Below are 17907 nucleotides of genomic sequence, written 5' to 3'. Positions count from 1 at the left end.
GCTGCTAGAAGAGCAGTGACGCGAGGCGCCCGCGGGCGCGGATGACGCGCGGGTCGGCGTCACCGACGAGCGCGAACAGCTCGAGGAGACGCTCGCGCACCGGTGCGCGCTCCGGCTCATCGAGCGCGCCGAACAGGTCGAGGAGGCGGTCGAAGGCGTCTTCGACGTGACCACCGGTCATGTCCAGGTCAGCGGCGGCGAACTGCGCGTCGACTGCGCGCGGTTCCGCGGCCGCCGCGTCACGGACTGCCTGGAGATCGGCATCCTGCACCCGCGCGAGGAGGCGCACCTGCCCGAGGCCCGCGCGCGCATCGGCGTCGCGCGGGTTCTCCGCCAGGGCCTGCTCGTACGCGTTCACGGCGCGGGCGTAGTCGCCCGCTTCGATCGCGTCGAACGCCTCGGCGTGCAGCGGAGGGAGCTCGGGCTCGGCCGGAGCGTCGGGCGCCGGGTCGCCCGACACGGCAGCCGTGCCGGTCACACCCTGCTGCGCAGCGAGCTGCAGGAGCTGGGCGAAGACCTCGCGCACCTGCTGCTCGGGAACGGCGCCGGTGAACATCGGCACCGGCTGACCGGCGACCAGGGCGACCACGAGCGGGATCGACTGAGCCCGGAAGGCCTGCGACAGCTGCGGGTTCGCGTCGACATCGACCTTCGCGAGTACGAGGCGGCCGCCGAGTTCGAGCACCACCTTCTCGAGGATGGGGCTGAGCTGCTTGCAGGGGCCGCACCACTCCGCCCACAGGTCTACGACGATCGGCACGACGCGCGACAGCTCGAGCACCTGGGCGAATGTCTCGTCCGTGACGTCGATCACGAGCGACGGAACGGATGCACTCGCGCCGTCCGAAGCCGGAGCCGGAACCCCGTCGCCCGCGACGGGCGGCTGCGGGCGGTTGCGGAGCGACGACAGGTCGACGGCGCCGCGCAGGACGGCACCGGGGGCGGGATCGGTCACGGGATCACTTTCGCGTCGAGGATGTTGGAGGAGTAGCCGAGAAGCCGGATCTTCTCGGTGGAACCTTGTCCGGGCACGTAGAAGAAGAGCTGATCGCTGTACGTGGTGGTGAAGCCGGTCGAAGACTGCTCGGCGCCGGCCAGCGCCTTCACCGTCGCATTGTTGTTCGCCTTGATGACCGCGTCCGTGTTCGTGGGCTTGACGGTGTCGATCTCGTTGACGTTCACGGCGACGATCGCGCCGCTTTCGAGGGTGGCCAGCGCCATCGGGGCCTGCGCCCCCGCGGTCGATTCGAACGTCAGACTGCCCGTGGAGGCCGCTGTCTGGTTGAACGAGTCGAGGCGCTTCTGACGATCGGCGACGACGCTCGTGCGGAACTGATCGCCTTCCATGGCGAACTCCGACGCGTGCACGCTGTCATCGCCCTTGTTCAAGATGTCGGCATAGGCGGCTGCGAGCTGGTTCGGCTCCATCCGCAGGAACGAAGAATCCGGTGGCACCTGGCTCGCACCGACATATTCCGCGGCGAGGTCGGGCATCTGCGTCGCCGCCTCCAGACTCGACATGTACGACAGCTTGTACTGCGACCAGGCGTCCTGCTGGGTGAGCAGCATGATGCTGGCGGTCTTGTCCGCCGCGTCGTCGATGACCGCCATCACGGTGCGGGGCCAGCCATCGACCGCCTGGGGAAGGAAGATCCGCAGCGGGGTCGTGGGGATGGCGGCGGGAGCGGCGAAGTCGGGGATTGCGCCGCGGAGCTTGTAGTTGGTCGCGCGCTCGGCCAGTACGGCGCCGTCCAACCGCGAGGACGCGAGCACCTCGTCGCGCGCGGCGTCGGCATCCGCGGCAGTCTGGGCGATCCGCGTGATGATCCGATCGGCCTGCGCCGAGGTCACCGCGGGTGGTTTCTGGCCCTCCGGAATGATGACGCTCTGGGTCGGCGACGGCGACGGGGTACCGGCGAAGTCGGGCCACAGGTCTGCGGAGCATCCCGACAACAGCAGCGCCGAGACCGCGACGACGGGCACGACCGCGAACGCGCGGCGCCGCGTGAGCGAGCGCTGCGGGGTGCCCGCCGACACGACGCCCTTGTCTGCGCCCTCGACGGCGAGGTCGATCGGCTCGGTGACGGGCATCGGCAGACCCTTGCGACGCGGTCCACGAGACCGTCGGAGATGACGGATGCCGAGGATGTACAAGAACACCCCGATCGCCATCAGAATCGCGCCGCCGACGATGAGCGGGCCCGCCCATGGGGTGGCGTTGCCGACCGGCCACGACACGGAGACCTGCGAAGGAGCGGGCGCGGTGCCGTCGGTCGCGACCAGCACGCTCATCGTGTCGGGGAGTTGGAGAGGCGCGATGAGCACGCCCTCCTGCTGGAATTCGTCCAGCCAGAGGTCGGACCCGACCGGACTGCGCGCGGTGGCCGGCGTCGTCGCGGAACCTGTCGCGGCGGGATCTGTTGCACCGGCAGTGGCCGACGGGCTCGGGCTCGGATCCGACTGCTGCTGGATGGTGGTCGTGACGACCTGTCCGTCACTGCCGAGCGTGACCGATGCGTAGTCGGAGTCCGAGAGCCATGCCTCGAGGTCTGCGGTGCGGCCGTACGACGCGAAGATGGTGCCGTCGCCCTCCGCGCGCAGGGTCTGCGACCCGGGAAGCTTGTTGAGCACCGCTCCGTCGATGAGGATGAACGGCGCCTGCTCGGCGGAGATCGTCGCCGTCTCGGTCTTCGGTCCCTGGAAGACCGTGCGCTGCGCGATGCCCGCCCCGATCATCACGGCGGCCAACACGAAGGCAGCCACCGCCCACACGAAACGCACGAATAACACCTCTCAGAGATCCGCGATGGAGCAGGCGGATCGTCGACTCGACGTTTCAGACTAGCGAAGACCACCTGAAAACAGCCCGGGAGGCGCCATTCGCGAAGCTGGACGTGTTGTATGCGTATCCTGACGTGACACGTCCACCCCCTCGCCGGGACCACAGGGAGTTTCTTCGTGAAGGTTCAGAACCCGTTCGGCATCGCGTTCGTCGCCACTCTCGGCGTCGGGTTGGGGCTGCTCTTCATCAGCAGCGTCACGACGCTCTCGACGATCCTGCTGTATATCGGCACCGCGCTGTTCGTCTCGCTGGGCCTCGAGCCGATCGTGGCGTTCCTCGAGCGTCGCAAGCTGAAGCGGTGGCTCGCGGTGCTCATCACGATCCTCGCCGTGCTGGCCCTGTTCGCCGGGATCGTGCTGCTGGTGATCCCGATCATCACCGATCAGGTCAGCCAGCTGGTGGATGCCATCACCCAGTTCGTGGCGCGCAACCCCAACATCGACGACTTCAAGACCTGGGCACACGGCGTCTTCCCGAATCTCGACGTAGACGCCGTGTTCGCGTACGTGCAGGACTTCGTCACCCACCTGGATGTCGGCTCGATCGGCCAGGGTGTCATCGCGGTCGGGGCGTCGATCCTCTCCGGGTTCGCCGGGGCATTCGTGATCCTCATCCTCACGATCTACTTCACGGCCTCCACCCCCTCCCTCAAGGCGGCCGTCTACCAGCTGGTGCCGGCATCCAAGCGCGCGCGCTTCATCGATCTTTCCGAGCAGATCACCGACTCGGTCGGGTACTACGTCATGGGTCAGGTCAGCATGGGCGTGATCAACGGCGTGCTGAGCGCCATCCTCCTGACGATCATCGGCGCCCCGTTTCCCGCGGTGCTCGCGGTCATCGCGTTCTTCTTCTCGCTGATCCCGCTCGTAGGTACGCTCACCGGCTCGACGATCATCGTGCTGACCTGCCTCCTCCCGGGCCTCGGCTCCCCCACCACGGCGCTGATCGGGGCGATCTACTACCTGATCTACATGCAGGTCGAGGCGTACGTGATCTCGCCGCGCATCATGAATCGGGCCGTCTCGGTGCCCGGGGCGGTCGTCGTGATCGCCGCGCTCGCCGGCGGCTCGCTCCTGGGGCTCCTCGGCGCCCTGATCGCGATCCCGGTCGCGGCGAGCGTCCTGATCATCTACCGCCAGGTCGTGATCCCGCGAATGAACGAACGGTGATCACCGCTCGATCTGCTCGTCCCACTCCGTCGGAAGCGGCAGCGCCGCGGGATTGACCGCCGCGACGATCTCCGTCAGCACCCGGCGGGTCTGCTGCTCGCCGACCCAGAGGTGCTTGCCGCCCTCGACGGTGATGAGCACGGCGTCGGGGACCGATGCGAAACGCTCGGCCGCAGTATCCGGTCTCAGATAGTCGTCGAACTCCGGCACCAGCACGATCAGCCTGCGGTCCTCGCCGTGCCAGGCGGCGACGTCGGCATCGGTGGCGCGATGGAGTGGGGGCGACAGCAGGATCGCGCCCTCCACGTCGTGGTCGCGGCCGTACTTGAGCGCGAGCTCGGTGCCGAAAGACCAGCCGACGATCCACGGATGCGGCAGACCCCGCTCGCGCACGAAGTCCATCGCGGCGGCGACGTCGAACGCCTCGGCCCGCCCTCCGTCGAACGTGCCCTCGCTCACGCCCCGAGGAGAGGCCGTTCCCCTGGTGTTGAACCGCAGCACCGCCAGATCGGCGAGGGCGGGGAGCCGCGCGGCGGCCTTGCGGAAGATGTGCGAGTCCATGAAGCCGCCCGCAGTGGGAAGCGGATGCAGTGTGACGAGCGTCGCGACCGACTCGGCCAGGATCGGCCGCGCCAGTTCTCCGACCAGGCGCAGACCGTCGAGGGTCACGAGTTCGATGTCTTCGCGCAGGGCGGGAAGCTGCATCGGGCCACGAATCTCCATGTCAGGCGATCCTCCAACAGTGCGTGTGCCAGTGCCGGCGGGCGGCGAGGTCGGCATCGGGTCCGAGGACCCCGTCGGCCCGCCACGTCACGAGATGCGCGACGCCCGGCTCGACAGAGCGCCCACAGCCGGGGCAGGTGTACGCCTTCGTGGCCTGGACGGCCGAGATCGGCTGAACCGTCCACTCCACCCCGCGACGCATCTCGGTGCGCTTCCAACCGGCGAGCAGACGTTCGAACGAGTCGTCGCCCGCCGCGTTCGAGCGGTGGCGGTGAGAGCGGGGCATGGGGTGCCGGCTACCACCAGTTGTTGGAGATCCAGAACGCGTAGGCTCCGGCCCAACTGCCGTAGCGACCGACGGCGTAGCCGGTGCCCCACCGCAGATTGTCGACGGGGTCGTACCCGTTGCCGGGTACCTTGCTGCACGGCAGCGCCTGGACCAGTCCACAGGCTCCCGATGAGCTGTTGGTGGCGTTCGGGTTCCAGCCGCTCTCGTGGCTGACGATGTAGTCGACGTAGCCCCAGTCGCTCTGCGCGATCCCCGCCGCCGTCATCCAGTCGGCCGAGGACCCTCCGCCGGTGTACAGCGGGGTGGACACCTCGGCCTGGCCGGTGTCTTCTTCGGTGCTCGCGCTGGAGCCGACGCTCGATGGCGAGGGCTCCGGCGTCGGAGTCGGCTTGGGTGTGACGTAGACGTCGTAGTTGCCGCGGTCAAGGTCGACAGCGGCAGCTGCCTGACCGGCGGCGTACCCGGCGGCGAACTGCTGGCTGTCGCTCATCGCGCTGGAGTACAGCGACACCGCGGAGGCCTGCTGAGCACCGACGAGGGCGGCGCCGGTCGGGCCCACGTAGGCGACGGCGAAGCCAATGACGGCGAAGGCGGCGAATGCCGCCAGGACCCCGCGGCGACGGCTCCAGCGCGGGGTGGGCGCGGATGTGCGCGGCGCTGCGGTCGGCTGACGCGTACGACCGGCCATGCCGCGGTTCGCCCGTCGGGATGGCGCAGGGATCATCTCGTCGCCGGAAGTCACAGTGAAGCGAGTCTACCCAGACCAGGGCGGAGTCGCCATCCGATGCGAGGTGGCGACGTCATGCGACGGCGAGCATGACCTCGACGACTGCGTCCAGCACAGCATCCACCTGCACTTCTCGATAGCCGCCGCGCTGCATCCGGAAGGCGACCGCACGCACCTGCTCGACGGTGACCGAGTCGCCGGTCTCGAGGTAGCGGGCGAGCTTGTCGGTCACCAGATCGACCTCGTCGATGCGGTAGCCGTAGCGCAGAGCGCTCACTCGCTGGAAGCGCCGCCCGCGCCGGCGGGCCAGCCGATCAAGGACCACCTGGGCGGTCTCGCGCGTGCGACCGACCCATTCCCGCGCGCCGGCGACCTCGAGCGCCTGCTCGCGCTCCTGCGCCGCGAACGCGTCCTCGATTCGCGAGAGTGCGGCGTCGACGGCGGCGATCAGGTACCCCCGGCGCGCGAGCGGGAAGGCGACGCTGCGCACGTCGGCCGCTGTGAGCGCGGGCCCCCCGCCGGCGTCGAACGAGTCCGCCTCGAACGCGCTGCGTGCGCGGGCGAGGAAGTCGTCGACGGCACGCCGCTCGTACCCCTTCGTGCGACCCGTCGCGAGCGGGAAGGGGGCAGGGGCCGGCGCTGCTGCGCGGGTTGCCGTCGAGGCCTCGGTACCGGGAGTCGTCGTCATGATGCCGCCAGAGGGGAGAGCAGATAGTAGAGGGCGAGAGCCGCCGCCGCGGAGGGGAGGATCGAGTCGAGCCGGTCGAGCACTCCCCCATGCCCGGGCAGCCATGAGCTCATGTCCTTGATGCCGAGGTCGCGCTTGATCATCGATTCGCCGAGATCGCCGACGGTGGCGGTGGCGAGGATCACCACGCCGATGATGAGGCCGGCCCACCACGGCAGTCCGAGCATGAACTGAGCGAGCAGGGCGCCGGCGATCAGCGCCGCGATCATCGCCCCGGCCAGGCCCTCCCACGTCTTCTTCGGGCTGATCCTCGGCGCCATCGGATGCTTGCCGAACGTCAGACCCGCGGCATATGCGCCGGTGTCGGCGGCGACCACGGTGATGATGAACGCCAGCACCCACCATTCGCCGCCTTCCTGGCTGAGCAGGACGACGCACAGGCTCGTCAGGAGCGCGACGTACAGCTGCAGGAAGCCCGCGATCAGGGCATCGCTGAGCACGGCACCGTATGTCCTGCCGTCTTTCGCGACCATCTGGGCCACGAGGCGCCACACGATCACGAACGCGACGGCCACGAACACGCTGACCCACAGCAGCCACAGTTGCGGGAAGAAGTATCCCGCGATCGCGAGGAGTGTGCCGGCGATGAGCTGCGGCACGAGATCGACTCGCCGCCCCGCCTTCTGCAGCGCCCGGGAGAACTCGAAGATCCCCAGGATGCTCGCCGCGAGGGCGAACAGGATGAAGACCCACTTCAGGAACACCAGCGAGAGCACGAGGACCGCGCCGATCGCGACTCCGATGAGGATCGCCAGGATGAGATTGCGCCCGGTGCGCTCGATGATCCGCTCGTTGGCCTGATCGAACTCCGCACGCGCGTGCGCGACCTGGTGCTCGAAGTCGCTGCGCGCCTGTCGGATATGCGACGACACGGGCACTTGCGCGACCACGGGCGCTTCGACAACCAGCGGTTCAGGAACGACCGGCTCACGTCGGGCGCTCGCCTCGCGGCGCGTCAGCGGGGGCTCCACCCCCTCGGGCGGATCGCCACCGGCTTGCGCGCCGGATGAGTCGGACATGTCGGGACGTCAGACTTCGAGGAGCTCGATCTCTTTGCGCTTGAGTGCCTCGTCGATCGCATCGACATGGGCACGCGTGAGCGCATCGAGTTCCTTCTCCGCGCGGGCCAGCTCGTCTTCGCCGACGTCGCTCTTGAGCTCGTCGAGGTCGTCCTTGGACTTGCGGCGGATGCCGCGCACGTGCACCTTCGCATCTTCGCCCTTGGTGCGCACGAGCTTGACGAATTCCTTGCGGCGCTCCTCGGTCAGCTCGGGGAGCGTGACGCGGATCAGGTTGCCGTCGTTGGTCGGGTTCGCGCCCAGGTTGGGCGTGTCGCGGATCGCCTGCTCGATCGCCTTCAGCGCCGACTTGTCGTACGGGGTCACCAGGATCGTGCGGGCCTCAGGGTTGTTCAGCGAGGCGAGCTGCGCCAGCGGCGTGGGCGACCCGTAGTAGTCGACCAGGATCTTCTGGAACATCTGCGGGTTGGCTCGCCCCGTGCGGACGGTGCTGAAGTCCTCCTTCGCGGCTTCCACGGCGCGATCCATGCGCACTCCGGCATCAGCCAAGACGTCGGCGATCACTGTGACTCCATTCGATTGATGCTCGAGCCCAGTCTAGACGGGGGGTCTCGGGCGATGTGGACCGCTCAGACGGTGACGAGGGTTCCGATGGATTCGCCGAGGAGGGCGCGGGTCACGTTCCCCGCCGGCTCCATGCCGAACACGCGCATGTCCATGCCGTTGTCCATGCAGAGGCTGAACGCGGTCGAGTCGACGACCTTGAGACCCCGCTGCAGCGCATCGAGGTAGGTGATCCTGTCGAGCTTCGTGGCGCTCGCGTCACGGCGCGGATCTGCCGTGTAGACGCCGTCCACGCCGTTCTTCGCGACGAGCACCTCGGATGCACCGATCTCCAACGCGCGCTGCGCGGCGACCGTGTCGGTCGAGAAGTAGGGCAGGCCTGCGCCGGCGCCGAAGATCACGACGCGGCCCTTCTCCATATGCCGCTCGGCGCGGCGTGGGATGTAGGGCTCGGCGACCTGGGTCATTGCGATCGCCGACTGCACGCGGGTCGCCGCGCCCGCCTGCTCGAGGAAGTCCTGCAGCGCGAGCGCGTTCATGACGGTGCCGAGCATGCCCATGTAGTCGGCGCGCCCCCTGTCCATCCCCCGCTGGCTCAACTCGGCACCGCGGAAGAAGTTGCCTCCACCGACGACGATCGCGATCTCCACGCGATCCACGGCAGCGGCGATCTCGCGGGCGATCTGGCTGACGATGTCGGGGTTCACCCCGAGCTGCCCACCTCCGAACGCCTCACCCGAAAGCTTGAGCACCACTCGTCGTGTCTTGGTCGCCTCATCGATCACGTGTCATCCTCTCGTCGAGTCCAAAGCTATCCAAGCCCGTGCGTCCGGGCATGCAAAAGGCCCGCACCGATTCCGATGCGGGCCTTCATGCGGTGCTACGCGCCGACCTTGAACCGAGCGAAGTCGGTCAGGGTGATGCCGGCGTCCTTGGCGACCTGCGCCACGGAGAGCTTGTTGTCCTTCGCGTAATCCTGGTCGAGCAGCGAGACCTGCTTGAAGAACGCGTTGACGCGGCCGTCGACGATCTTCGGCAGCGCGGCCTCGGGCTTGCCCTCGTTGCGCGAGATCTCGGTGACGATCTGACGCTCCCGCTCGACATCCTCTTCGGGGACGAGGTCGCGCGAGAGGTAGGACGGGTTCGCGAACGAGATGTGCTGAGCGATGCTCCGCGCCGTCTCGGCGTTCTCGCCCGAGTAGGCCAGCACGACGCCGACCTGCGGCGGCAGGTCCTTGCTGGTCTTGTGCAGGTAGATCTCGAAGTGATCGCCCGGCAGCGTGCGCACGCGGCGCAGTTCGACCTTCTCGCCGATGATGGCGGCCTCGTCGGAGATCAGCGTCTGAACCGTCGACGCGCCGGCGGGGGCTGTCAGCGCGGCCTCGACGGAGTCCGCGGCGACGGCGGCCGCAGCATCCGCGACCTTGTCTGCCAATGCGATGAAGCGGTCGTTCTTGGCGACGAAGTCGGTCTCGCAGGCGAGCTCGATGAGCGTCACCTTGCCGTCGACCTCGCGTGCGGCGACGAGTCCTTCGCTGGTGGAACGGTCTGCGCGCTTCGCGTTGCCCTTCGCGCCCTTCAGGCGCAGGATCTCGACGGCCTTCTCGACGTCACCGTCGGCCTCTTCGAGCGCCTTCTTGGTGTCGACCATTCCGGTGCCGAGCTGCTCGCGCAGCGCCTTGATGTCGGCGATCGTGAAGTTTGCCATGGTGTGGCGGCTCCTCTTTCTGATGCAGGTCCTAGTTCTGATGCACGCTGATGCGTGTCGTGGATGCGGCGGCGAGCCCCGCTCGGGCCTCGCCGATCGTAGCCCGTGGGGGTGTCGGCCCGGTGCCTTCTCGAAGACTGCTCTCCGGAAGGCTGGACGGACAGACACCACGCGAGGGTCTCGCGTCGGAACTACTTGGAGTCGGCGGCCTCGGCTGCAGCGACCTCGTCGGCGGTTTCGCCGGCGGCGGCCGCGATGGCCTCGTCGTGCGCTTCTGCGCCCGCGGCGTCAGCGGCGGACTCGGTGGCCGCTTCGCCTTCGACGGCCTGCTCGGCCTCGACGGCCTCGGCGAGGTCCTCAGCGGCGATCGCCTCGTCGGCGACCTTCTCGGTCTCGGCGGAGGACTGCTCCGGCGCGCCCGACTCGAGCAGCTCGCGCTCCCAGTCGGCCAGCGGCTCGGCCTCGGCCGACTCGTCGGTCGGGTTGTGACGCTGGATCAGACCTTCGGCCGCAGCATCCGCAATGATGCGGGTGAGCAGTCCGACGGAGCGGATCGCGTCGTCGTTGCCGGGGATCGGGTACTGGAACTCGTCGGGGTCGGCGTTCGTGTCGAGGATGCCGATGACGGGGATGCCGAGCTTGGTCGCCTCGTTGACCGCGAGGTGCTCGCGCTTGGCGTCGACGACCCAGATCGCCGAGGGCGTCTTGGTCAGGTTGCGGATGCCGCCCAGCGACTTGTGCAGCTTGTCGAGCTCGCGCTTCTTGAGCAGGAGCTCCTTCTTCGTGAAGCCGCTGTCGGCCGGGTTCTCGTAGTCGAGCTCCTCGAGCTCCTTCATGCGAGCGAGGCGCTTGGACACGGTCTGGAAGTTGGTCAGCAGACCACCGAGCCAGCGCTGGTTCACGTAGGGCTGGCCGACGCGCGTCGCCTGCTCGGCGAGGATCTCCTGTGCCTGCTTCTTGGTGCCGACGAAGAGGATCGTGCCCCCGTGGGCGACAGTCTCTTTGACGAACTCGTACGCCTTGTCGATGTAGGCGAGCGACTGCTGTAGGTCGATGATGTGGATGCCACTGCGCTCGGTGAGGATGAAGCGCTTCACCTTCGGGTTCCACCGGCGGGTCTGGTGTCCGAAGTGCACGCCGCTGTCCAGCAGCTGGCGGATGGTGACGACGGCCATGGCCGTTCTCCTGTTCTCGGCGCGCGGGCGCCGCTTGCGGTTTTTCCGCCGTGCCTGGTGGCCGGCGATCCTGTTGCTCGGCGCACGCCCGCTTCCACGATGTGTCGTGGGAGACCGATGGGGGTGGATGCCGTGCTGCTCGGGGAGCATTGTTCTCGAGAAGCACTGTGAGCACGCGAAGTCACCCCGACGAGCGGGGTGCTGCCGCAAGTGTATCAGGTGGGCCTGGGCGAGCTCGGTCCTCCCCACCCCGGTCGCGCACGACGGCTCTCCGCCGTTTGCCGGATCCCTGCACCGACGAGAGCCGCGCCCCGCACGATGGGGCGATGGTGATGACACGCGTAAGCGCCGCCGTGCTTGTGATGGGGATCTTTCTCGGCACGGCGGTGACAGGCGCGTCGGCCTCCGCCCCCTCACCGGCCGGCTCGGCCGGTGATCTCCGCTCGCTCGGCTGGGTGTGGCCGCTCGCCGCGGTGGTGACCGCCCCCTACGTCGCCCCACCGCATCCGTACGGCGCAGGCCATCGCGGCATCGACCTCGCCGGCGACATCGGAGCACCTGTACGGGCGCCGGCGGCCGGCACGATCGCGTACGTCGGGGCGATCGCAGGTCGGGGAATCGTCACCATCGATCACGGCGACGGGTTGGTGACGACCTTCGAACCGGTGGAGAGCACGCTGGAGGCCGGGGCAGCGGTCGCGCGCGGCGAGGAGGTCGCGACGATCTCCGTGGGGGGCCACGCCGCGCCGTCGACCCTCCACTTCGGCGTCCGGCTCAACGGCGAATACATCAACCCGATGCTGTTGCTGGACTCCGTTCCGCGCGCGGTGCTGCTGCCGTGCTGCTGAGCCTCGGCGCGAACTAGGCGCGGGGGTGTGCCAGCCGGTAGGTCGCGGCGAGTCGCTCGCTCGAGACGTGGGTGTAGATCTGCGTCGTCCCGAGGCTCGCGTGGCCGAGCATCTCCTGGACGGCGCGGAGATCGGCGCCGCCGTCGAGCAGGTGGGTCGCAGCGGAGTGCCGGAGAGCGTGCGGCCCGACCGTGCCCGAACCGACGACCGGTCCGAGGGTGCGCGCGACGACGTCGTAGACGGAGCGGGCGGAGATGCGCCCGCCGCGGGCGCCGAGCAGCATCGCTCGTTCCGCGGGTGCGTCGGCGGGGCGGCGGGCGGCGAGTGCAGGGCGGCCTCGGACGAGATACGCATCCGCGGCGCGCAGCGCCGGGAGCCCGAAAGGAACCACGCGCTCCTTCGATCCCTTGCCGAGCACCCGCACGGTGGCGCGCTGGCTGTCGAGATCGTCGAGGTCCAGACCCCGCAGCTCGGACACGCGGATCGCCGCGCCGTACAGCAGCTCGAGGACAGCGTGATCGCGGAGCGCGATCGGATCGCCGTCCGCGGCCCGACGGGCGGCGTCGTCCAGAAGGTCGGACATCGCTGCGGCCGTGGCGATCCGCGGAAGGGTTCGTCCGCGCTTGGGTGCCATCAGTCGCAGGCTCGGGTCGACGGCGATGTGTCCGGCCTCCAGCGCCCAGTCGAAGAAGGCCCGGACGGCCGCAGTGCGCCGGCCGATCGTCGAACGGGCAAGACCCGCCTTCGTGCCGGCCCACAGCCATTCCCTGAGGCGCTCGAGGTCGACATCGGCCAGCTCCCGATCCCCGATCACGGCGACCAGATCGGCGAGATCCGAACGGTAGGCGCGCACGGTCGCGGGTGAGAGACGCCGCACATCGCGCAGGTGGGTGGCCCACGCATCCGCCGCCTCATCGATCCGCATGATCACAGCATGGCGCTGCCCGTGCGCGCCCGGTCGCCGACGCTCCGGTGCGGCCGGCACCGGTCACCGCGCGTCGGCGACCAGGCGCCATCCTCTCGGCCCGCGTTCCACATCGCCGTCGAGCGCGAAGAAGCCCAGGACGGCGCCCACATGGTCGGGATCCATACCCGCCTGGCGTGCGATGTCGATCGTTTCGCGCCATGCCCGGGTGCTCAGCGCGTCGCGCACGCGTGTCGAGTCGTCCGTGCGGGCGGTACCGTCGCGATCGGCGGGCGACGCGTCGATCCCGGCCAGCTCGCGAACCTCATCTACGCTCGTCACACACCGCGCGTCGACCTCGCGGATCAATCGATGGCAGCCCGCAGACGTGGCGCTCGTGATGGGGCCGGGGACGGCGCCGAGTGGGCGGCTGAGCGCCGAGGCGTGGGCGGCGGTGTTGAGCGACCCGCTGCGCCATCCCGCTTCGACGACCACGGTCGCGTCGCTGAGCGCGGCGATGAGTCTGTTGCGCTGCAGAAAGCGCCAACGGGTCGGCGCCGACCCGCACGGCACCTCGCTGGCGACCACACCGTTCGCGGCGATCTGCTGGATGAGGTGTGCGTGGCCCGAAGGGTAGGGGCGTTCGACACCGCCGGCGAGGAGGGCGACCGTGATGCCCCCGGCGCCAAGCGCGGCGCGGTGAGCCGCCCCGTCGATCCCGTACGCGGCGCCCGAGATCACGCGGCACGCCGCGTGCGGCGAGGTCGCCGGCGAAGTCGACCGCGACGCGCTCGCCGTAGCCGGTCGCCGCGCGGGCTCCGACCAGGGCGATGGAGGGGCGGAGCCTCTCGAGGATCGCCGGGTCGCCGCGCACCCACAGTGCCAGCGGCGCATGCGACCCGAGATCATCGAGCTGTCCGGGCCAGAAGGCGTCGCCGGGCTGGACCAGACGGACGCCGTGCCGCCGCGCGACGTCCCACCCCGCACTCACCGCCGCCGGATCCAGCCGTGGACGCCAACGCTTCAGGCCCGCGCGGAACTCGTCGGGCGACACGCTCGCGACCTCGGCGATCAGGCCACTGCCCGGTCGGCTCGACCGCACAGCGGCGAGGGCTTCTGCTGCCCCGAGCGCCGCGATCAGGCTGCCGGCCACGCCATCGCCCGGCTCTGTCAGCGCGTTCCAGATCGCGAGGGCGTGCCGCGCCGTGGCTTCGTCGTCGTCGACGAGCGCGCCGGGATCGACGAGCCCGACGAGGTGCGTGCGAGCGGAGGCCGGCGACGGATCGATCGAGGTCACGGGGTGATTCCCTTCTTGAGGTACAGCGCACGGCCGACGTGACCCAGAGTGAGACGCTCGTCGCCGGCGAGGTCGGCGATCGACCAGGCGACCCTCAGCACGCGGTCGTAACCGCGGAGGGTCAGCGCGCCGCGCTGAAGCGCGACGTCCAAAGGCCTCCGGACGGCCTGGTCCGGAGCGACCGGCCCGTTGCGCAGCCACGTGCCGGCCACGTCGGCGTTGAGCCGCCATGCCGTGGAGCGCAGTCGTCGGGTCGCCCGGTCGCGTGCACCGCGCACGCGCTCCCTGGCCGTGTGCGTCGACACCGCAGGAGAGGAACCGGGCCCGAGCAGCGACGAGACGCGCTGCATGGCCAACTCGATGTCCATCCGGTCCAGGAGCGGACCCGAGAGCCGCGCCGCGTACCGACGGATCGCATTGGCCGGGCACACGCACGCGCCGCCGACCACGCCGTAGTTGCCGCACGGGCACGGATTGGTCGCGAGGACCAGTTGAAATCGTGCGGGGAAGGATGCTGCGACCCCCGAGCGATGGATCCTGATGGTTCCGCTCTCCAGGGGCTGACGCAGCGCGTCCAGGGCATGCGAGGCGAACTCGCCGGCCTCGTCGAGGAAGAGCACCCCCTCGCTCGCCCGCGCGATCGCTCCGGGCCGGATCACCCGGCTGCCGCCGCCGACGAGGGCCGCGGCACTCGCGCTGTGGTGGGGGGCCTCGAACGGCGGTGTATGAGTGAGCGCGCCGACGGGCTCGCCCGACAGCGACCGGATCGAGGCCACGGCGAGGGCCTGTCGATCGTCCAGGGGCGGAAGGATCCCGGGAAGACGGCGCGCGAGCATGGTCTTGCCCGCTCCCGGTGGCCCGCTCATGATCATGTGATGGCCCCCCGCGGCCGCGACGATCATGGCTTCCACGGCGTCGGCCTGCCCGATCACATCCTCGAGATCGAGCACCTCTGACGCAGCGGGCGCCGACGCGGCCGCGAGCACGGGCTCGAGCATCCGCTCCTCGACGTCGGCTCCGTGCCACCGCGCGACGTCGGCGAGACAGACCGCTCCGAGCACCTCGACGCCCTCGACCAAGCGGGCCTCGTCGAGATTGCCGAAGGGGACGACGACGCGCCGGATGCCGGAGCGGGCCGCGGCGAGCACGGCGGGAAGCACGCCCGGAACGGGGCGAAGCCGGCCATCGAGGCCGAGCTCGCCGATGTGGACGGCCGACGCCACGGAGCCGGCATCCATCCGGCCTTCGGTGGCCAGCGACGCGATCGCGATCGCGATGTCGAACCCCGATCCCTGCTTGGGCAGGCTCGCCGGCGAAAGGTTCACGGTCAGGCGCCGACGCGGCAGAGGGAGATCACTGTTCGCGCACGCGTTGAACACCCGCTGGACGGCTTCGCCGAGAGCCTTGTCCGGCAGCCCGATGATCTTGAAGTCGGGAATCTGGTTCGAGAGGTCGGCTTCGACCTCGACGAGCTCGCCGTCGAGCCCCACGAGAGCGACCGAGAGGGTCCTGGCGACGGTCACGCGACGTTCTCGATGTGCTCGATCGAGCCGGTCAGCGGATCCGGGCCGATGATACCGATCGCGTCGATGCGCAGCCGTCGACCCTGCACCGCCTCGGGGTGGGCCGCGACCCATGCCATCGTCAGCCGCCAGAGCCGGCTGCGCTTGCGGGCGTCGACGGCTTCGAGCGGATGCCCGAATCCTGCGGTCCGTCTCGTCTTGACCTCGACGACCACGATGTGGCCGGCGCTCGCCACGACCAGGTCGAGCTCACCGCCGGGTGCGCGCCAGTTGCGATCGAGCACGACGAACCCGCGCTCTTGGAAGTGCCGCGCCGCGCGCTCCTCGCCCGCGCGACCCAGGACATCTTTATCAGCCATGGATCGATCGTGACGCCGCGCGCACGCCCGCGACCCGAGACCGCGGCAACCGGTGCAGGGGCCGTCGAAAACACGTCCTGGGGAGGAGTCCCGCACAAGGCTCCGGGGTGAATTCCGGGGTGGAATCTGAGGCGATCACGCCGAGCGGGCGCGCGCCTAAGATGGATGCACCATGGATGACGAAGTCTTCGAAGACTATGACCGCGAACTGGAGCTCGCCCTCTACCGCGAGTACCGGGATGTCGTCGCACAGTTCCAGTACGTGATCGAGACCGAGCGCCGGTTCTATCTTGCGAACGAGGTGAACGTCGTCCGCAAGGACACCGAGCACGACTTCTACTTCGAGATCTCGATGACCGACGTGTGGGTGTGGGACATCTACCGGGCCGACCGCTTCGTCAAGTCCGTGCGGGTGCTGACCTTCAAGGACGTCAACGTCGAGGAGCTGTCGCGTCGCGACTTCCACCTACCGGAAGAGCTGTCGCTCGACTCCTGATCGGCCTCAGAACAGCGTCGGGGCGTCGGTGATCGACCAGGACGCCCGGTGGTGGGCACTGATGCCGTGCGCCCGGATCGCCTCACGGTGCTCGGGGCTCGCGTATCCCTTGTTGCGCGCCCACTGATATGCCGGCAGCTCGTGGTGCAGCTCGACCATGAGCGCGTCACGCGCGACTTTGGCGATCACCGATGCCGCGGCCGCGCTCGCGCAGTCGCGGTCGGCCTTGATCACGGGCCGCACGGTCAGCTCCGTCGCGCCGGCGGGCCGGATGTAGTCGTAGTTGCCGTCCAGCAGCACGATCGCATCCTCGGGAACCACCCCGAAGACGCGCAGCTCGGCGATGGCCCTGATCGCGGCGTTGCCGAGGGCCCGCATGATCCCGACCTCGTCGATCTCGGCCGAACTCGCCCATCCCACGGCGCTGGCCGACACCCACGACGACGCGCGGGCCGCGACATCCGCTCGCCGAGCCTCGGGGACGAGCTTGGAGTCGCGCAGGCCCGCGGGCACGCGCCGACGCGCGTCGGCGGCATCGACGACGGCCGCACCCACCGCGACGGGCCCGGCGAGCGAGCCGCGACCGACCTCGTCGCAGGCGATGACGAGGGGATGCTCGCGCAGCAGGCGTCGTTCGAGCGTCAGGCGCGGCTCGATGACCGTCATGGAGACGTCGTACTCCCCGTGACCACGGCCGTTGCGGGGGTCGGAACACCGGCGAAGACCTCGTGGTGGAAATCGAGGACACCGAACCGCGCGAGCGGCCAGGTCGTGAGGAACGCGCGCCCCACGACGTTGTCGAGCGGAACGAAGCCCTTACCGGGCTGATCGGTGTTGTAGCGGGAGTCGCGCGACTCGTTCCGGTTGTCGCCGAGCACCCAGAGCGAACCCGCAGGAACGGTCACGTCGAAGGGAACCGACGAAGCGGGGTCGCCGGGCCGTAGCCGCAGGTACGACGACTCGTTGATCGGCACGTCGTTGACGGTGACCTGGCCGATGCCGTTGCAGCACACGACGTGATCACCCGGCAGGCCGATGATCCGCTTGATGAGGTGGTCGTCGCTGTCTGGCGCCGACAGGCCGACGAGCGACAGCGCCCAGTCCGCAGCCTCGACGAACGCCGGCCGTGCGGGCTTGGCGGGTGCGGTCAGCCAGCCGCCCGGATCACGGAACACCACGATGTCGCCGCGGGAGAACCCGCCGAACTTCGGCGTGATCTCATCCACCAGGATGCGGTCGTCGATCTGCAGGGTGTCCTTCATCGACCCGGAGGGGATGTAGAACGACCGCACCAGGAAGGTCTTCACGAGGAAGGAGACCAGGACGGCGATCAGCACGATGACCAGCACATCGCGCAGGAAGATCAGCCACCCCCGGCGACGCGGGGCCTGCGCTGTGGATGCGTCCGATGACGGCGTGGGGCCGGTCGAGGCTGTCTTCTCGGTCGTCATGGGATCCTTCACCGGTCACCGTGAATCGGAGAGCCGCACCGTGAAGAATCGTACACGGCGTACTC

The 17907-nt window shown here is 69.3% G+C and carries 21 protein-coding genes and 1 pseudogene; 4 read left to right on the top strand and 18 right to left on the bottom strand.

Features of this window, described 5'->3' with window-relative positions; translation table 11 throughout:
* Positions 1–4: 4 nt before the first annotated feature.
* Both ACFE6Z_RS02605 and ACFE6Z_RS02600 read right to left on the bottom strand, forming a co-directional pair.
* On the bottom strand, positions 5–955 hold the full coding sequence (locus ACFE6Z_RS02605; RefSeq protein ID WP_375384125.1) for a tetratricopeptide repeat protein: 951 nt from the start codon (positions 953–955) through the stop codon (positions 5–7).
* Positions 952–2781 carry a glycosyl transferase gene (locus ACFE6Z_RS02600; protein ID WP_375384124.1) on the bottom strand — a complete coding sequence of 610 codons (1830 nt, stop codon included), beginning with the start codon at positions 2779–2781 and terminating at the stop codon, positions 952–954. The genes ACFE6Z_RS02605 and ACFE6Z_RS02600 overlap by 4 nt, the downstream gene beginning before the upstream one ends.
* A 177-nt stretch (positions 2782–2958) precedes the next feature.
* Here ACFE6Z_RS02600 and ACFE6Z_RS02595 point away from each other — a divergent pair, with 177 nt between their 5' ends.
* Entirely contained in the window at positions 2959–4011 is a 1053-nt protein-coding gene (locus ACFE6Z_RS02595; protein WP_375384123.1) for an AI-2E family transporter, read from the top strand.
* On the opposite strand, the gene ACFE6Z_RS02590 is transcribed toward ACFE6Z_RS02595, so the two are convergent.
* From ACFE6Z_RS02590 to rpsB, 9 genes are all read right to left on the bottom strand, one after another.
* Entirely contained in the window at positions 4012–4734 is a 723-nt protein-coding gene (locus ACFE6Z_RS02590) for an alpha/beta hydrolase (protein WP_375384122.1), read from the bottom strand.
* Position 4735: 1 nt separating this feature from the next.
* The gene (locus ACFE6Z_RS02585) at positions 4736–5020 is read right to left on the bottom strand and encodes a hypothetical protein (RefSeq protein WP_375384121.1); all 285 of its coding nucleotides are present in this window, start codon (positions 5018–5020) and stop codon (positions 4736–4738) included.
* Positions 5021–5030: 10 nt separating this feature from the next.
* The gene (locus tag ACFE6Z_RS02580; RefSeq protein WP_375384120.1) at positions 5031–5765 is read right to left on the bottom strand and encodes a transglycosylase SLT domain-containing protein; all 735 of its coding nucleotides are present in this window, start codon (positions 5763–5765) and stop codon (positions 5031–5033) included.
* 58 nt (positions 5766–5823) lie between these two features.
* Entirely contained in the window at positions 5824–6438 is a 615-nt protein-coding gene (locus ACFE6Z_RS02575) for a DivIVA domain-containing protein (protein WP_375384119.1), read from the bottom strand.
* The gene (locus tag ACFE6Z_RS02570; RefSeq protein WP_375384118.1) at positions 6435–7517 is read right to left on the bottom strand and encodes a phosphatidate cytidylyltransferase; all 1083 of its coding nucleotides are present in this window, start codon (positions 7515–7517) and stop codon (positions 6435–6437) included. The genes ACFE6Z_RS02575 and ACFE6Z_RS02570 overlap by 4 nt, the downstream gene beginning before the upstream one ends.
* Positions 7518–7526: 9 nt before the next feature.
* Entirely contained in the window at positions 7527–8081 is a 555-nt protein-coding gene (frr, locus tag ACFE6Z_RS02565; protein WP_375384117.1) for a ribosome recycling factor, read from the bottom strand.
* A gap of 65 nt (positions 8082–8146) precedes the next feature.
* Positions 8147–8866 (bottom strand): UMP kinase, encoded by a 720-nt coding sequence (gene pyrH / locus ACFE6Z_RS02560; protein WP_375384116.1) that lies wholly within the window; start codon positions 8864–8866, stop codon positions 8147–8149.
* A 95-nt stretch (positions 8867–8961) separates the two neighbouring features.
* A complete protein-coding gene (gene tsf, locus ACFE6Z_RS02555; protein ID WP_375384115.1) occupies positions 8962–9789 on the bottom strand; it encodes a translation elongation factor Ts in 828 nt (275 codons plus the stop codon).
* A 191-nt stretch (positions 9790–9980) separates the two neighbouring features.
* The gene (rpsB, locus tag ACFE6Z_RS02550; RefSeq protein WP_375384114.1) at positions 9981–10964 is read right to left on the bottom strand and encodes a 30S ribosomal protein S2; all 984 of its coding nucleotides are present in this window, start codon (positions 10962–10964) and stop codon (positions 9981–9983) included.
* A gap of 332 nt (positions 10965–11296) precedes the next feature.
* Between rpsB and ACFE6Z_RS02545 the strand changes: the two genes are divergently transcribed.
* Positions 11297–11812 (top strand): murein hydrolase activator EnvC family protein, encoded by a 516-nt coding sequence (locus tag ACFE6Z_RS02545; RefSeq protein WP_375384113.1) that lies wholly within the window; start codon positions 11297–11299, stop codon positions 11810–11812.
* 13 nt (positions 11813–11825) lie between these two features.
* Here the strand turns inward: ACFE6Z_RS02545 and ACFE6Z_RS02540 are convergent, their stop codons facing one another.
* The 3 genes and pseudogenes from ACFE6Z_RS02540 to ACFE6Z_RS02530 form a co-directional block, all read right to left on the bottom strand.
* Positions 11826–12737, bottom strand: a complete 912-nt coding sequence (locus ACFE6Z_RS02540; protein WP_375384112.1) for a tyrosine recombinase XerC — start codon at positions 12735–12737, stop codon at positions 11826–11828.
* A gap of 63 nt (positions 12738–12800) precedes the next feature.
* Complete coding sequence (locus tag ACFE6Z_RS02535; RefSeq protein WP_375384111.1) at positions 12801–13457, bottom strand: DNA-processing protein DprA; 657 nt, start codon at positions 13455–13457, stop codon at positions 12801–12803.
* A gap of 76 nt (positions 13458–13533) precedes the next feature.
* Positions 13534–13665, bottom strand: a pseudogene (locus tag ACFE6Z_RS02530) (DNA-protecting protein DprA); the annotation flags it as partial.
* Here ACFE6Z_RS02530 and ACFE6Z_RS02525 point away from each other — a divergent pair.
* On the top strand, positions 13609–14055 hold the full coding sequence (locus ACFE6Z_RS02525) for a hypothetical protein (protein ID WP_375384110.1): 447 nt from the start codon (positions 13609–13611) through the stop codon (positions 14053–14055). The pseudogene ACFE6Z_RS02530 and the gene ACFE6Z_RS02525 sit on opposite strands and share 57 nt — an antisense overlap.
* Here the strand turns inward: ACFE6Z_RS02525 and ACFE6Z_RS02520 are convergent.
* Together ACFE6Z_RS02520 and ACFE6Z_RS02515 are read right to left on the bottom strand one after the other, a co-directional pair.
* Positions 14010–15536, bottom strand: a complete 1527-nt coding sequence (locus ACFE6Z_RS02520) for a YifB family Mg chelatase-like AAA ATPase (RefSeq protein ID WP_375384109.1) — start codon at positions 15534–15536, stop codon at positions 14010–14012. The two genes, ACFE6Z_RS02525 and ACFE6Z_RS02520, sit on opposite strands and share 46 nt — an antisense overlap.
* Positions 15533–15895 carry a YraN family protein gene (locus ACFE6Z_RS02515; RefSeq protein WP_375384108.1) on the bottom strand — a complete coding sequence of 121 codons (363 nt, stop codon included), beginning with the start codon at positions 15893–15895 and terminating at the stop codon, positions 15533–15535. The genes ACFE6Z_RS02520 and ACFE6Z_RS02515 overlap by 4 nt, the downstream gene beginning before the upstream one ends.
* A gap of 172 nt (positions 15896–16067) precedes the next feature.
* On the opposite strand from ACFE6Z_RS02515, the gene ACFE6Z_RS02510 reads away from it, so the two are divergent.
* On the top strand, positions 16068–16391 hold the full coding sequence (locus tag ACFE6Z_RS02510; protein ID WP_150447536.1) for a DUF2469 family protein: 324 nt from the start codon (positions 16068–16070) through the stop codon (positions 16389–16391).
* Between the two features lie 6 nt (positions 16392–16397).
* Here the strand turns inward: ACFE6Z_RS02510 and ACFE6Z_RS02505 are convergent, their stop codons facing one another.
* Together ACFE6Z_RS02505 and lepB are read right to left on the bottom strand one after the other, a co-directional pair.
* Positions 16398–17057, bottom strand: coding sequence for a ribonuclease HII (locus ACFE6Z_RS02505; RefSeq protein WP_375384107.1), 660 nt, complete (start codon positions 17055–17057; stop codon positions 16398–16400).
* Positions 17054–17842 (bottom strand): signal peptidase I, encoded by a 789-nt coding sequence (gene lepB, locus ACFE6Z_RS02500; RefSeq protein WP_375384106.1) that lies wholly within the window; start codon positions 17840–17842, stop codon positions 17054–17056. The genes ACFE6Z_RS02505 and lepB overlap by 4 nt, the downstream gene beginning before the upstream one ends.
* Positions 17843–17907: the final 65 nt, after the last annotated feature.

Source organism: uncultured Microbacterium sp., from assembly GCF_964244775.1.
Lineage (GTDB): Bacteria > Actinomycetota > Actinomycetes > Actinomycetales > Microbacteriaceae > Microbacterium.
Note: the sequence above shows the minus strand (reverse complement) of the source record. Positions and strands in the feature narration are given on the sequence as shown.